Source organism: Sinimarinibacterium flocculans, from assembly GCF_003201205.1.
In the GTDB taxonomy this organism is placed as follows: Bacteria; Pseudomonadota; Gammaproteobacteria; order Nevskiales; family Nevskiaceae; genus Solimonas; species Solimonas flocculans.
This window is the reverse complement of record NZ_QICN01000005.1, coordinates 103,907-118,205: the sequence shown is the minus strand read 5'-3', so window position 1 is coordinate 118,205 and position 14,299 is coordinate 103,907. Positions and strand designations below refer to the sequence as shown.

Sequence of the window (14,299 nt, the reverse complement as noted above, 5' to 3'; positions counted from 1 at the left end):
TCGCGGGATCGACGAGAGAGGCGGACGGCCGTCGGTCAGGAATGATAATGATTCCCAAGTGCTGCGGCAATCGCGGGGCAGCATTCACGCGGCAGTCGGCGGCAGCCGTTATCGTCTTCCCATGACCGACCGTGCGCCGCTGTTCGTCGTTATCAATACCCGCTCGGGTCGCACCGCCGGCGACGAGCGTTGCCGCCTGCTCGCGTCCGTGTTCCGCGAGGGCGGACGCGAGGTCGAGTTCCTGCCGGTGCGCACGCCGGCGAAGCTCGATGCCGTCGCCGCGCAGGCGGTGACGCGCGCCGCGGCCTGCCGCGGCGTGGTCGTCGCGGCCGGCGGCGACGGTACGCTCAGCGCGGTCGCCCACGCGACGCTGGGCAGCGACTGCGCGTTCGGCATCCTGCCGCAGGGCACCTTCAACTACTTCGGCCGCGAGCATGGCGTGGCGCAGGACATCGAGGGCGCCGCACGCAGTCTGCTGCGGGCGAAGCCGCAGCCGGTGCGCGTCGGCCTGGTCAACGGCCGGGCCTTCCTGGTCAATGCCAGTCTCGGCCTGTACCCGCGACTGCTCGAGGATCGCGAGGCCTACAAGCGGCAGCTCGGCCGGTATCGCTGGGTCGCCATCGTCTCCGGCCTGGCGACGCTGATGCGCGATCACCGGCAGCTGGACCTGGAGATCGAGAACGGCGGCCACAACCGGCACCTGCGCACGCCGACCCTGTTCATCGGCAACAACCGCCTGCAGTTCGAGCAGAGTGGCCTGTCGACGGCGGCCGACGCACTCGACGCCGGCCAGCTGGCGGCGATCGCGGTCGAGCCGACGCGCAGCCGGGCGCTGTTCGCGCTGGCCCTGCGGGGCGCGATCGGCCAGCTCGGCAGCACCGGCCGCGTCATCGAGTTTCCGTTCCGCCGCCTCACGGTGCACGTGCGCGGACAACGGCGCGTCAAGGTCGCCGCCGACGGCGAGATCCATCGCATGCGCAGCCCGCTGGTGTTCAGCGTCTCGCCGCAACCCTTGCGGCTGATGGTGCCGGCCGAAGACGACCGCCAGGAGCGCGCATGAGCGTCCTGCTGCAGATTTCCGATCCGCACTTCGGCACCGAGCAGGCGCCGGTGGTCGATGCGCTGCTGACGCTCGCGCATGCGCAGCGGCCGGATCTGGTGGTGCTCTCCGGTGACATCACGCAGCGCGCACGCCGGGCGCAGTTCGCCGCGGCGCGCCGGTTCGTGGAGCGCCTGGCACCGTCCGCGCTGCTGGCGATCCCCGGCAACCACGACATCCCGCTGTTCAATCCGGTCGCGCGCCTGCTGTGGCCCTATGCCGGCTACCGGCGCGCTTTCGGCGACGACCACGCGCCCGTCCATGAGGATGCGTCGATGCTGGTGCTCGGCGTCGACACCACGCGCCGATGGCGCCATGTCGACGGGGAGGTGTCGGCGGCGCAGGTCGAGGCCGTTGCCGCACGCCTGCGTCGCGCCGCGCCCGACCAGCTGCGCGTGGTCGTGACCCACCAGCCGCTGCACGTGCCGAGCGCCGGCGACGCGCACAACCTGCTGCACGGGCACGAGCGCGCGCTGCGCCGGTGGGCCGAGAGCGGCGCCGACATCGTCATGGGCGGACATATCCATCTGCCCTACGTGCGCACGCTCAACGCGTACGGCGGGGTGCAGGGACGCACGCTGTGGTGCGTGCAGGCGGGCACGGCGGTCTCGTCGCGGACGCGGCGCGAGGCGCCGAACTCGGTCAACCTGCTGCGCTACGACCCCCGGGGACGGTCCTGCCACGTCGAACGCTGGGACTACGCGGCGGGCAGCGGCTTCGGCCGTGTCGATACCGTCGCGATCGCGCCCGACCGTCGCGGCGCCTGAGCCTCAGCGCGGGTCGATGCCCGGCACGCCGCGGCGGATGCGTTGCGGGAAATCCGCGACGTGTCCGGCTTCGATGGCCCGCCGGGTGATGCGGCCGCGTTCGCGCAGTTCCTCGGGATCATGCGCCGGCGTCAGGCCGCCGAGACGGTGGATGTAGGTCGGCAGCAGGCCGGACAACAGCAGACGGACGTCGAGCGGCAATCCGCGCAGGATGCGGCTGAGCATGCGGTAGACGACGGTCGTGCAGTTGTTCGTCAGCGAGTTGTAGAAGCGCGGCCGTTCGGCCAGCCGGTTCGCTTCTTCCACGTAGGCGAGCAGCAGTGCGCGGCGCGCGTCCTCGCCGAGATGGATGCGGTACAGGTAGCAGTCCTCGCCGCGGACATTGGTGCGCAGGTAGACGATGTCGCGCTCGTCGGCGGCGATGATGCTGGCCTCGAACTGGCGGAAGAACCCGCCGATCTCGGAGTAGGCCTCTCCGCGCTGCTTGCGGATCTCGACCGAGAACACGAGTTGCCCGCCATCGGCGAAGCCGAACGACACCAGCGTGTGTGCGATGCCCGGTCGCCCCCAGTACGACAGGATCAGGTCGACCGACTGCAGATGGTTCAGGTCGTAGGACCGCTGTTCCCAGCGCACGTCGTAGTCGGTGGTCGTGCGCCAGGTGAAGTTGCGGACGTGATCGACGATCACGCGGTCGCCCTCGACGCGGCCGGTGGCGAGCCGCGCGACCTCGTCGGCCCAGTCGCGGTCGCGCGCCGGACGGATGCCGCGCCACCACGCCAGCAACAGCACCGCCGCGACGAGGTAGAGCGCCGCCGCGGCCAGGGGATACGCGCGCAAGGCGACGACGACCGCGAACGCGAACAGCAGCCAGACGGCGATCAGCAACTGTCGCCGGACGCGGTTCCGCGGGCCCTGGAAGTGCAGGGCGAGGGCGCCCCAGGCCGCGAACAAGCCGCAGGCCAGTCCGGATGCGATCCAGGCGGCGATGGTCATCGGCGGATGTCGGAGATCGCTTGGCAGCGGTGGCGGCGTGGGTCCTGCCCCGGAGTGTAGTGCGGGGGCGGAATACGGCGCCGGTGGATCTTCGCGCATCCCGCTCGCCGGCCTCGCATCTCAATGCGACTTGTAATGAGAAACACTCGCATTTAGGATAGTGCCGCTTCCAGGCAGTACCGGTCTCCGGTTCCCCCAAAGCGCCCATTGACCCTGCCGCATTCCGTCCGGGCCGGACGGTGCGCAAGGGTTGCGTCGTGTGCCCTTTCACCCGGGACGGGGTCCCGGATACTGCCCAGGGAGTTCTCATGAAGTTTCATCTGAGTCCGATCGCCGCGGCGGCGGTCGCGTTGTGCGCGCAGCCGGCAACCGCCGAACATCAGCAGGTGGTCGCAGCCTCACCGCTGACGCAGGTCACGGCACTGCCCGATGTGACCGTCGACGGCAGCACGGTGAGCCCGTACAAGGCCGATGCAGTGCAGTCGCCGAAGTTCACCCAGCCGCTGCGTGAAACGCCGCAGACGATCCAGATCATCACCAGTGAGGTGTTCACCCAGCAGGGCGCGACGACGCTGACCGAGGCGCTGCGCAACAGCCCGGGCGTCGGCACCTTCTATGCCGGCGAGAACGGCAACACGACCACCGGCGATGCGATCTACATGCGCGGCTTCGACACGTCGAACAGCATCTTCGTCGACGGCATCCGCGATCTGGGGTCGATCTCGCGCGATGTCTTCAACATCGAGCAGATCGAAGTGATCAAGGGGCCAGCGGGCACCGACTACGGACGCACCGCGCCGACCGGTTCGGTCAACCTCGCGACCAAGCAGGCCCACCTCGGCAACGCGGTGTCCGGCCTCGTCTCCGTGGGCAGCGATGGCCAGCGGCGCGCCCAGGCCGACCTGAACCAGACGCTCGGCAGCGTGCCGGGCGCGGCGCTGCGCCTGAACACGCTGTGGCAGGACAGCGACCTGCCGCACCGCGATCACGTGAACAACTCGCGCGTCGGTATCGCGCCCTCGCTCGGACTCGGGCTCGACGGCGCCACGCGCGCCTATGTGAATCTGCTCTACGTCCGCCAAGACAACGTGCCCGACGGCTTCGTGCCGACGATCGGTCTGCCGGGCTGGACGCCGCAGCCGGGGCTCGAAGCGCTGGCCGGCAACCCGGTCGATCCGCACAACTTCTACGGCACGCGCCATGACCACGACGACAGCGTCGCCAGGATGGCCACGGCACGGATCGAGCACGATCTTTCGGACACGCTGCGGCTGACCAACACGACGCGCTGGGGACAGACCGAACAGGATTACCTGCTGACCGCCTTCATGAGCACCGGCGGCGTCGACGACAACGGCGAGCCTTCCGGCAACATCGGCTGGACCGATCCCGACGATCTGTCGACCTACACGCTCAACCGCAGCCTCCCGACGATCAAGGACCAGGTCAACGAGATCCTGACCAACCAGCTCAACCTGCGCGCCGACCTCGGCAGCGGAGCGATCCGCCACACGCTGAGCACCGGGCTCGAGGTCATTCGCGAGGAACAGACCGCCTATGGCAACACCGCGACCGGCACCGTGCCGCCGGCCAGCCTGTACGCCCCGGACTGGAACGCGCCCGGCACGCTGTCGATCTCACGCAACGGTGGCGCCGGCGTCGGTCGCACCGACACGGTTGCGGTCTATGTCTTCGATACCGTCAGGTTCGGCGAGCGGTTCATCGTCACCGGCGGGCTGCGCGCGGACCGCTACCAGACCGAGTACCGCAACACCACGCCCTGCGGCGGCACCGGCCGCGGTGCGGTCGACTGCGGCGATCTGCCGCAGGGAACGCTGGTCGAGACGATCAACGCCGAGGACGACGACACGCTGTTCAACTGGAAGCTCGGCGCACTGTACAAGCCGGTCGAAACGGCGAGCGTCTACATCAACTACGCGATCTCGCAACAGCCGCCGGGCGGTTCGAACTTCCAGTTCAGCACCTCGACGAACAGCCTCGACCGGCCGAACCTCGATCCGCAGAAGGCGGCGACCTACGAGCTGGGCACCAAGTGGGACGTGCTCGACGAGATGCTGTCGTTGAACCTGGCGCTGTTCCGCACCGAGGTGACCAACGAGATCAACGCGGACGACACCGACGAGAACGGCGTGCCGCGGCAGACCGGCGAGAAGCGTGTCGAGGGCATCGAGATCTTTGCGGTCGGCAATCTCACCCGCAACTGGTCGGTGTCGGCCGGCTACTCGCACCTGAGCACCAGTGTCGAGGCCGGGCGCACGGTGACCGCCGATGGCTCCGAGAACCTGACCTACACCCCGGACGCCAGCCTCACCGGCTGGACCGCGTACCGCTTCCCGTTCGGCCTGCTGGTCGGCGGCGGCGTGCGCCATACCGACGGCCTGCGCCGGGGCACGGACGGTGCGGTCGGCACGCCGACGTACACCGAGTCGTACACGGTGGTCGACGCGGTCGTCGCCTACGCCTTCAGCCCGCAACTGGCGCTGCGCGTCAACGGCTACAACCTCGCGGACGAGGACTATGTCGCGTCGATCAACAAGAGCGGCTACCGCTACATGCCGGGTGCGTCGCGCACGTTCCTGTTCAGTGCCGACTTCCGCTTCTGAGTCGGGCGCGACCGCGCGCAGGCCGGGCCCGGGTGCCCGGCCTGCGCTCCTGCGCGCGCCGCGCACGAGGGACGTCTGATGCTGCTGCGTATCGCCGAAGTACTGACGGCCGACGAACTGGCCCGCATCCGCTCCGGTCTGGCCGCGGCTGACTGGACCGACGGGCGCGAGACCGTCGGCGTACAGGGCGCGCAGGTCAAGCGCAACGAGCAGTTGCCGGATGCCTCGCCGGCGAAGGCCGAACTCGGGCGGATCGTCCTCGCCGCGCTCGAACGCAGCGCGCTGTTCTTCGCCGCGGCGCTGCCGCAGCGGACGGTGCCGCCGCGCTTCAACCGCTATCGCGGCGGCGGCAACTACGGGTATCACATCGACGGTTCGGTGATGCGTCTCGGCGGTGCGGACCAGCGCCTGCATGTCCGCTCCGACATCTCGTGCACGCTGTTCCTGTGCGATCCCGCCGACTACGACGGCGGCGAGCTGGTGATCAGCGACACCTACGGCGAGCATCGCGTGAAGCTGCCGGCGGGCGATCTGGTGATCTATCCGTCGAGCAGCCTGCACCAGGTCATGCCGGTCCCGCGCGGCGAACGGCTGGCCTCGTTCTTCTGGGTGCAGAGCATGGTCCGCGACGAGGGTGCGCGGCGCCTGCTGTTCGAGATGGACACCTCGATCGAATCGCTGCGCCGCAGCGGTGCCGATACCACCGCAGTGCTGAGGCTGACCGGGGTCTATCACAACCTGCTGCGGCGCTGGGCCGAGGTCTGAGCACACGATGGCCCGCTCGATTCGTGCGCGCGTGCTGCGCCAGATGCACCAGTGGCACTGGATCAGCTCGGCGCTGTGCCTGATCGGCATGATCCTGTTCGCCGCGACCGGCATCACCCTGAACCATGCCGCGCAGATTCCGGCGACGCCGGTCGTGACGCGGCTGCAGGGCAGCCTGCCGCCGGGCCTGCTGGCGGAATTGCAGACGGTGGCCGCCGGGCTTGATGCCGGCGCCCTGCCGGCGGCGCTCGCCACCTGGCTCGACGCGCGATGGTCGCTGCACCCGGGCGGGCGCGTCGCCGAGTGGTCCGAGGACGAGATCTACCTGAGCCTGCCGCGTCCCGGCGCCGACGGCTGGCTCAGCGTCGATCTGCTGTCCGGCGACGTCGAGGTCGAGGTCATCGATCGCGGCTGGATCGCCTACCTCAATGACTTGCACAAGGGTCGCCACGCCGGCGTCGTCTGGACCTGGTTCATCGACCTGTTCGCAATCGCCTGCCTGGTGTTCTGCATCACCGGCCTGATCCTGCTCAAGCTGCACGCGGCGCATCGCGCGATGACCTGGCCGATGGTGACGCTGGGTCTGGTCGCCCCCGTCGTGCTGCTGGCGCTGTTCGTTCACTGACTGAAGAAAGCAATGAAAGACTTCCGATTCCTGTCCATGGCGCTGGGTCTTGCGATGACGGCCCCCGGTGTGTCCGCGGCCGAGCTGGCGCTGTCCATCGAGCTGCCGCGCATCGACGTGGCCGAGTACCACCGCCCGTACGTCGCGGCGTGGATCGAGCGCGAGGACCGCAGCGTCGCGGCCCAGCTTTCCGTCTGGTATCAGCTCGACCGCCCGGCGCCGTCCGGTGCCGCGCCGCGCGGCGAATCCGGCACCAAGTGGCTGCCCGACCTGCGCCAGTGGTGGCGACGCGGTGGGCGCGACCTCGCCATGCCGGTCGACGGGCTCAGCAGCGCGACGCGCCCGGTCGGCACGCATGTGCTGCGGTTCGACGCCGGCTCGCGACCCCTCGCCGGGCTCGAGGACGGCCGTTACCGGCTCGTCGTCGAAGCGGCGCGCGAGGAGGGCGGCCGCGAACAACTGCCGATCGCCTTCGACTGGCCGCCAGCGGCCGGGCAGACGCTCGATGCCCGCGGCCGGTCGGAGCTCGGCGCCGTGCAGCTTCAACTCACTCCCTGAGGAGACCACGATGTCCGCCACGAAACCTTCCCTGTCGGCCGCTTTGGCCGCTGCCGTGCTCGCCAGCGCACCGGTCGCGCACGCACACAAGATGTGGATGCAGCCGTCCAAGACCGTGCTCAGCGTCGGACAGTGGATCACCGTCGATGCCGCCGCATCGACCGACCCCTTCGTCCGCGATCACCGCCCGCTGGGACTCGAGTCGCTGACGATCACCGCGCCTGACGGTGCCGTGCTCGCGCCCGCGAACCCGGCCACCGGCGAGTTGCGCAGCAGTTTCGATCTGCGGCTCGATCAGCCCGGGACCTACAAGCTGGCGATGGTCCGCGACGGCATCAGTGCGAGCTGGGATGATGCCGGCAAGCGCGGCCGCTGGCCGCCGCGCGGCCAGCCGTTCAGTGCCGACGGCCTCGCGAAGGTGCTGCCGCCAACGGCAACCGACCTCAAGGTCGTGCGCATGCTGTCGCGGCTGGAGACCTTCGTCACCGCCGGAAGCCCGACGGCGACGGTCTTCGACGAGCCGGCCGAGGGTCTGGCGATGCAGCCGGTCAGCGCCGTCAACGACCTGTACGCCGACGAGCCGGCGCAACTGCGCTTCGTCATCGACGGCCAACCCGCGGCCGGGCTCGTCGTCGAGGTGATTGCCGACGGCATCCGCTACCGCGACGCCGTCGAGGCGATGGAACTGGAGACCGACGCGCAGGGCCGGATCGAGATCGCATGGCCGCGACCCGGCTTCTACTGGCTGAACGTCGGCACCGAGGACCGCCAGGGCAGTGCCGAGGCACCGTACCGGCGCTTGTCCTATACCGCGGTCCTCGAGGTCCTGAGCCCCTGATGCGGCGGCGCCCGCTGCTGGCGCGGACTCAGCGCGTGGCGCGGGCGCCGCGGTAGGTCAGGCCCGCCGTCGCCTCGGCGGCGGTGTCGGCGTGGGTCTGGGCGCGGTAGGTCACGGTGCGGCTGACCGGCTGCGCGAACAGGCAGGTCTCGCTGATGCCTTCGGCCTCGACGCGCTGCATCACCGCCTTGAGGATTCGTTCGGCCTGGGACCGTGGCATCACGGTCTGGACCCAGTTGCGTTCGCGGTTGAGGCGACGGCCCATGGTCACGCGCGATTCGAGTTCGACGAACCGTGCGGACATCACGTTCGCACCGTCGGCACCGGCCGCGAGCGCCGTGTCGAGCAGGGTGGGCGTATGCGCCTGACCGGAGATGAAGGTCACGCGCATCTGCGGTACCAGCAGCGGATCGGCCTGCTCGGCCGGGTCGAGCCGCAGGCCGGCGGCACGGCCGCCGCCGCCGAGCCGCACGACCTGACGCCGGCGCCAGTCGGAATGCCCCATCAGCTCGTCGATCGCCGCGACGATCTGCTGCATGTCGGCAGCGTGATGGCGTCCGCCGACCGTGCTCGCCAGGTGCACGATGCCCTTGTGCACCGGCATGCAGTACAGGTAGCCGCGCCCGGGCATCTCCAGCCGGCCGGCGACGGTGATGGCGTCGACCACGGCGTCGGCGTCGGCGTTGTCGACGATCAGCGTCACGACCTCCTTGGTGCGCTTCTTCGTGATCCGCAGCCAGCCCAGACGGTCGCGCAGGCCGCGCCCTTCGCAATAGAACACGACGGGACCGTGCGCGCCGGCCTGCATCGCAGCGCGCGAGATCGCCTCGGTCTGTTCCGGCTGCACGATGCAGGAGATCAGCGAGAGGTTCTCGCGCAGCGCGATCGAGGCATCGGCGCCGGCCTCGTCGTCGACATCGGCCCACACCGGGAAATCCGGCGTGTGGTACAGCGTGTCGCAGGGGACCGAGTAGACCGCGCCCGAGCCCGGATAGCGCAGCTGCCCGGCGTCGGCGATGTCGTGGATGACGCCGTCGACCTGCGCGTCCGGCACGATGAAGCGCAGGATCTCCTTCTCCGGGCTCACTAGCGGCATGAAGCGCTGGAACCACTGATCGCGGATCAGCGTGCCGCGGGCATTGGTCACGAAGGCATTGCGCTCGCCGGCGGCGAACAGGCGCTCGATCACCGGTTTGGCCGCCGCCGGCGGCAGGATCGCAGCGACCACCGAGACCTTGTGCAGCGCGCGGAAATGCTCGCTCATGGCGCGCTGCCCGCCAGCGATTCGGCGCGGCGCGCACGCGACACCAGCAGCCCGACGATCAGCACGGTGATGATCGGGCCGACCGAGGCCAGCGCGAGCACACCGAAGCCGTCGATGACACCGGGCACGTTGGCGCCGATGCCCAGGCCCATCGCCAGCACCAGCGGCACGGTGATCGGGCCGGTGGTGACGCCGGCGCTGTCCCAGCCGAAGTTCACGAACTCCTCGGACGAGATGGCCGTCAGCAGCAGCAGCACGACGTAGGGTGGAATCAGCAGGTACTCGAGCGGAATGTCGAAGGCCAGCTTGATCACGCCGGCAGCGATGCCGATGCCCACGCCGATCGCCACCGACTGCATCAGCAGCGACTTCTTGAACGCGCCCACGGTGATCTTCTCGACGGTGTTGCCGAGCGCGTTGAGCGCCGGCTCCGCCAGCGTGGCGCCGTAGCCGAGGAAGAAGCCGAAGATCGCGGCGACGATCTTGCCGGCGACGTCCGATTCGAACAGCGGCTCGCGCAGTCCTTCCGCGCCCCAGGGCGTGAGCGTCGCGAAGCTCAGCGGCACGTTGCTGCCGAGCTGGGTGCCGAGCGGCGTCAGCCCGAGTGTGATGCCGAGCATGAACAGGCTCATGCCGATCACCGAGAAGCCGATGCCGATGAGGATCTCGTCGCGGTTGCGGATGCGGTCGGGCAGCACCAGTCGCAGCGTCATCAGCAGGAACACGCACAACGGGACGATCGCGCGCAACGCCGACAGGGTGCCGCCGCGCAGCTCCTCGGCGAAGGCCAGCGCCGGGTCCCAGGTGTCGCGCGAGACGACCTTGGCCTGCAGCAGCTGGCGCTTCTCGAGCACCAGCGTGGCATCGTCGAGCACGATGCGGCCGTCGACCAGACGCGGTTCGCCGTCCTCGAAGCGCAGGCGATAGTCGTCCGGCGGCACGCCGTCCTTGAGAAAGCGTTCGAAATCCTCGTCGTCGAAGCCGGCCGGCTGCCGCACCGGGCGCTGTGCGGCGGCTTCGCGGGTCTGCGCGGCCTCCTGCATCGTGCCGGCGTAGTGACTGCGACCGTAGTAGTCGTCCGCCTGGATGTGCCACAGGCCGAGCAGCAGCACCGCCAGTACCGGGAACAGCGAGGCGAGCGTGACGATGCCGAAACCGGCGTTGCCGCTGTCGCCGTCGCCGACGATGCGGCACACGCCGATGCCCAGCGCCAGCACCAGCGGCACGGTCACCGGCCCGGTGGTCACCGCGCCGCAGTCCCAGGCGAGACCCAGCACCGGCTGCAGGACCGCGTGCTGGTGGGCGTAGAGCGTGAGACCGCACAGCAGCAGCACCAGCGGCATGATCAGCAGCTTCAGCGACCAGCCGAGAAAGAAGCGCAGGATGCCGAGCAGCACCGCCACGCCGACGCCCACACCGACGACGCCGACGAGCTGGTCGGCAAAGTCGTTGAGCAGGCTATACAGCAGCGGCGCCTGCTCCGGGCGCACGCCGGCGCCGGCGCTGCGCAGTACCGCGATGGCCGGCTCGGCGAAGGTTGCGCCGACACCGAGCAGGAAGGCGAACAGCAGGATCAGTGGCAGCGAGGCGTTGCGCGGCAGCACCGCCCCGATCGTCTCGCCCAGCGGCATCAGGCCCAGGCGCAGGCCTTCCATGAAGAACATCAGGCCCACCGCCACGATGGCGATGCCGGCGCCGATCATGGCGGCATGCACGATCGGCAGGCCCAGCACCAGGATCTGGAACAGCAGCAGGTAGACGACGATGAACCAGATCGCGCGCAACTGCTCGAGAAAGTTGCCGTAGAAGTACGGCAGCAGGATCTTCAGCGTATCGGCGAAGCCCAAGCGTACGCGCCCGCGTACATCGCTGCTCACATGCGGCTCCCTTCAGGTTCGTGGTGCGCGTCGACCGCCACGTTAGCGCAACGCGCGGGGACTGGCGACGCGAGTGGCGAGCCGGTCAGCGGGCCGGCAGGCGATTGCGCAGGGCCATCACCTCGGCGTCGGGCATCTTCTGTGCACGGATGCTGCCCAGCAGGGACAGGTCGAACGGCACGTAGCCGGACGGCGGCGTGTTGAGCGTCTCGGCGACGTAGTTCAGCACCGCCATGATCTGCGGATCCTTCAGCCGCCAGCGGTAGGTGAGCATCAGGCCGTCGTAGGTCTGTTCGCCCACCTCGATCGGTCCGGCGAAGCCGTGCATGACCACGCGCGCGATGTAGTGGCGGCCGTCCTCGGTGGCCAGCCAGTCCTCCAGATGCGTCAGCGGCGGATAGCGGCCGTCCAGCCCCTGGCCCTGCGGCTGGTGACAGGGCGCGCAGCGTTCGGCAAACAGGGCTGCACCATTGTCAGCCGCAATGCCCGGAAACGATGCGGCACACAGGGTCCAGCAGACCCAGAGTCGGCCCCAGCCCTCCCTGACCCCCTTCATCGCCGGCTCCGGTTCGAATGGCGGCTCCACGGGGCGCAAATACCGCGCCAGCCCGGTGCCGGCCCCGGAACATCAGTCCCAGTCGAACTCGACGCCGCCGATCAGCGTGCGCGGCTCGCCGGCCATGAAGCTGCCGAAGGCGCGCTGCGTCACGTAGAAGCGGTCGGCCAGGTTGCGGCCGATCACGTACAGCTCGAAGTGCCGGAAGCGCCAGCCGGCGCGACCGTTGAGCAGGGTGTAGGCGTCGGACGTCTGTTCCGGATCGTTGTCCGCGCGACGGAACGTGTCGTCGATGAAGTTGGCATCGACCTGCAGATAGGGGCCATAGCCGCCGTACTCCCACAGCACGCCGGCGCCGCCCTGCCAGCGCGGTGCACTCGGGAACTCGTTGCCGCTGAAGTCGCCGCCCGAGCTGTCGAACTCGAGGAACTCGGTGCGTGCGTAGCCCAGCGACGCGAACCCACGGAAGCCCCGCAGCGATGCGGTGTCGAGTTCGAGTTCCGCACCGTACAGACGCGACCGTCCGGCATTCTCGGTCTGCGCATCGTTGGGGTCATCCGACAGCTGCACGGCGACCTGCTGTTCGCGCCAGTCGGTGTAGAAGACGTTGCCGCGCAGCCGCAGCCGGCGATCCCATAGCTCGGCACGCACGAACAGCTCGCCGGTCGTGGTGAACTCCGGATCAAACTCCTCGAACGTGCCGCGCACGAAGTTCACCGACAGCCCGCCGGCGCGGAAGGCGCGCTGCGCGAGCACGCCCATGGTCAGCTCATCGGTGATGCGCCAGCGCAGGCCGAGCTTGGGCAGCACCGCGGTGGTCTTGCTGCGGCCCGCACCCTCGGCGTCGGCCGGAAGGCCGACCGCGGGACCGATCAGGCCGCCGATCAGGTCGCCCGGGAGCGAGTCGTCGTCCTGCAGGATGGACAGGGACGAGTCCGAGACGTAGGCGAAATCCAGGGTCTCCTGATCAACGCGCAGGCCCAGCGTCAGCGTCCAGTCCTGCGCGACGTCCCAGTCCATCTCGCCGAACGCTGCCCAGCCGCGGCGCTGCTGATCGATGTCGGAATCGATGTCGAGCCAGGCGTCGATCGGCTCGCCGCCGGTGACATTGCCGTCGATCACGCGCAGCGTGCTGTCGGTGTCGAGATCGGCGCCGTAGAGGCCGATAACGCCGCGTGCATCGCGGCCGAACAGGTTCAGTGCATCGAAGCGCAGGCGCAGCTCCTGCGTCAGGCTGCGGTCGTCGTTGGTATTGACGATCACGCCATCGGGTTCGGCGCTGGTGTTGTAGTCGTCCTCGCTGCGCAGGTCGGTCTGGCCGTAGCCGCTGATCAGCTCCAGCGACCAGCGCTTAGATAGATGCAAACGGCTGCGCAGGGCCAGCAGCTCGGAGTCGGATTCCAGTGTCTCCGGATCGTTGGCCACGGTCTGCCGGTCTCGCGGCTCGCCGGTGAGCTGGCCCTGACCCTTGAAGGCATCGGCACGCGTGTAGCTCAGCAGCACCGACGGCGCGTGCTCCGATACGTCGCTCCAGCCGAGCTTCACGCGGGCGTTGTTCGACTCCTGCGCATTGGCCGGTTCCCCGCGCGTGAGGTTCCACGCGGCGTTGTCGGCCTCGCTGTGCTGGATGGCACCGCGGATCGCGAAGCCGCCGCCCAGCGGCGTGCCGACGGCGCCGGCAAGCTGCTCGTTGCCGTACTCGCCGCGTCGCACGCGGCCGCGAACGTTGAACGTCTCGTCCGGATCGCGCGTGTTCAGCAGGATCGCGCCGGCGAGCGCGCCCTGTCCCTGATTGGTGGACTGCGGACCGCGCAGGACCTCGACGGTGTCGATGTCCCAGAAATCGAGCGGGCCGGCGCGCGCGCCGGCAATCGACAGCGGCACGCCGTCGACGAGGATGCTCGCCAGCGGCGCGACCGAGCCGACCGACGCGTCGGACACCCCGGTGTCGGAGATGCCGCGGATCACGAAGCCGCCGAAGCCGCCGAGCTTCGAGGTGTTGGCATTGACGTTGGCCGTGCGCAGGAAGGCGTCGTAGACATCGTCCATCGCCGTCGACGCGATGTCCTCGGCAAGCAGCACCTGTACGCTGCTGCCCAGTTCATGCAGATCACGTTCGAGGTTCTCGCCGGTGACGACGATCACCGGCAGCAGCACGGCATCGTCGCCATGCGTCGGCGGATCGGCCGGGGGTGCCGCGTCGTCGGAGTGCGGTACGTCGATGACGGGCAGCGGCGTGTCGTCGGCCTGCTGCGCGAGGGACGCTGCCGGCAGCATCGACAGCAGGATCAGGGCGAGGCGGCCGGGGGCGGACAAAGGGAGCATCGCCG

General features: G+C 69.4%; 12 protein-coding genes. 7 read left to right on the top strand and 5 right to left on the bottom strand.

The features are described 5' to 3' along the window. Nucleotides 1-121: 121 nt before the first annotated feature. Nucleotides 122-1,060, top strand: coding sequence for a diacylglycerol/lipid kinase family protein (locus C8D93_RS10910; RefSeq protein WP_110265231.1), 939 nt, complete (start codon nucleotides 122-124; stop codon nucleotides 1,058-1,060). Next, nucleotides 1,057-1,866, top strand: coding sequence for a metallophosphoesterase family protein (locus C8D93_RS10905; protein ID WP_110265230.1), 810 nt, complete (start codon nucleotides 1,057-1,059; stop codon nucleotides 1,864-1,866). Before C8D93_RS10910 ends, C8D93_RS10905 begins: the two co-directional genes overlap by 4 nt. 3 nt (nucleotides 1,867-1,869) lie before the next feature. Here the strand turns inward: C8D93_RS10905 and C8D93_RS10900 are convergent, their stop codons facing one another. Further along, nucleotides 1,870-2,862 (bottom strand): Lnb N-terminal periplasmic domain-containing protein, encoded by a 993-nt coding sequence (locus tag C8D93_RS10900; protein WP_110265229.1) that lies wholly within the window; start codon nucleotides 2,860-2,862, stop codon nucleotides 1,870-1,872. Between the two features lie 308 nt (nucleotides 2,863-3,170). On the opposite strand from C8D93_RS10900, the gene C8D93_RS10895 reads away from it, so the two are divergent. The 5 genes from C8D93_RS10895 (at nucleotide 3,171) to C8D93_RS10875 (ending at nucleotide 8,272) form a co-directional block, all read left to right on the top strand. Further along, nucleotides 3,171-5,486 carry a catecholate siderophore receptor Fiu gene (locus C8D93_RS10895; protein WP_110265228.1) on the top strand — a complete coding sequence of 772 codons (2,316 nt, stop codon included), beginning with the start codon at nucleotides 3,171-3,173 and terminating at the stop codon, nucleotides 5,484-5,486. A gap of 78 nt (nucleotides 5,487-5,564) precedes the next feature. Next, a complete protein-coding gene (locus tag C8D93_RS10890; protein WP_110265227.1) occupies nucleotides 5,565-6,251 on the top strand; it encodes a Fe2+-dependent dioxygenase in 687 nt (228 codons plus the stop codon). 7 nt (nucleotides 6,252-6,258) lie between these two features. Further along, complete coding sequence (locus C8D93_RS10885; RefSeq protein ID WP_110265226.1) at nucleotides 6,259-6,876, top strand: PepSY-associated TM helix domain-containing protein; 618 nt, start codon at nucleotides 6,259-6,261, stop codon at nucleotides 6,874-6,876. A gap of 12 nt (nucleotides 6,877-6,888) precedes the next feature. Then, nucleotides 6,889-7,434 carry a DUF2271 domain-containing protein gene (locus tag C8D93_RS10880; RefSeq protein WP_110265225.1) on the top strand — a complete coding sequence of 182 codons (546 nt, stop codon included), beginning with the start codon at nucleotides 6,889-6,891 and terminating at the stop codon, nucleotides 7,432-7,434. A 10-nt stretch (nucleotides 7,435-7,444) separates the two neighbouring features. After that, a complete protein-coding gene (locus C8D93_RS10875; RefSeq protein ID WP_110265224.1) occupies nucleotides 7,445-8,272 on the top strand; it encodes a DUF4198 domain-containing protein in 828 nt (275 codons plus the stop codon). A 28-nt stretch (nucleotides 8,273-8,300) separates the two neighbouring features. Here C8D93_RS10875 and C8D93_RS10870 read toward each other — a convergent pair whose 3' ends face one another. The 4 genes from C8D93_RS10870 to C8D93_RS10850 form a co-directional block, all read right to left on the bottom strand. After that, nucleotides 8,301-9,536 carry a P-II family nitrogen regulator gene (locus tag C8D93_RS10870; protein ID WP_110265223.1) on the bottom strand — a complete coding sequence of 412 codons (1,236 nt, stop codon included), beginning with the start codon at nucleotides 9,534-9,536 and terminating at the stop codon, nucleotides 8,301-8,303. Next, nucleotides 9,533-11,413, bottom strand: coding sequence for a DUF1538 domain-containing protein (locus C8D93_RS20945; protein ID WP_211307302.1), 1,881 nt, complete (start codon nucleotides 11,411-11,413; stop codon nucleotides 9,533-9,535). The genes C8D93_RS10870 and C8D93_RS20945 overlap by 4 nt, the downstream gene beginning before the upstream one ends. An 85-nt stretch (nucleotides 11,414-11,498) precedes the next feature. Then, entirely contained in the window at nucleotides 11,499-11,969 is a 471-nt protein-coding gene (locus C8D93_RS10855; protein ID WP_146216570.1) for a c-type cytochrome, read from the bottom strand. 72 nt (nucleotides 11,970-12,041) lie between these two features. After that, a complete protein-coding gene (locus C8D93_RS10850) occupies nucleotides 12,042-14,294 on the bottom strand; it encodes a TonB-dependent receptor (RefSeq protein ID WP_110265221.1) in 2,253 nt (750 codons plus the stop codon). Nucleotides 14,295-14,299: the final 5 nt, after the last annotated feature.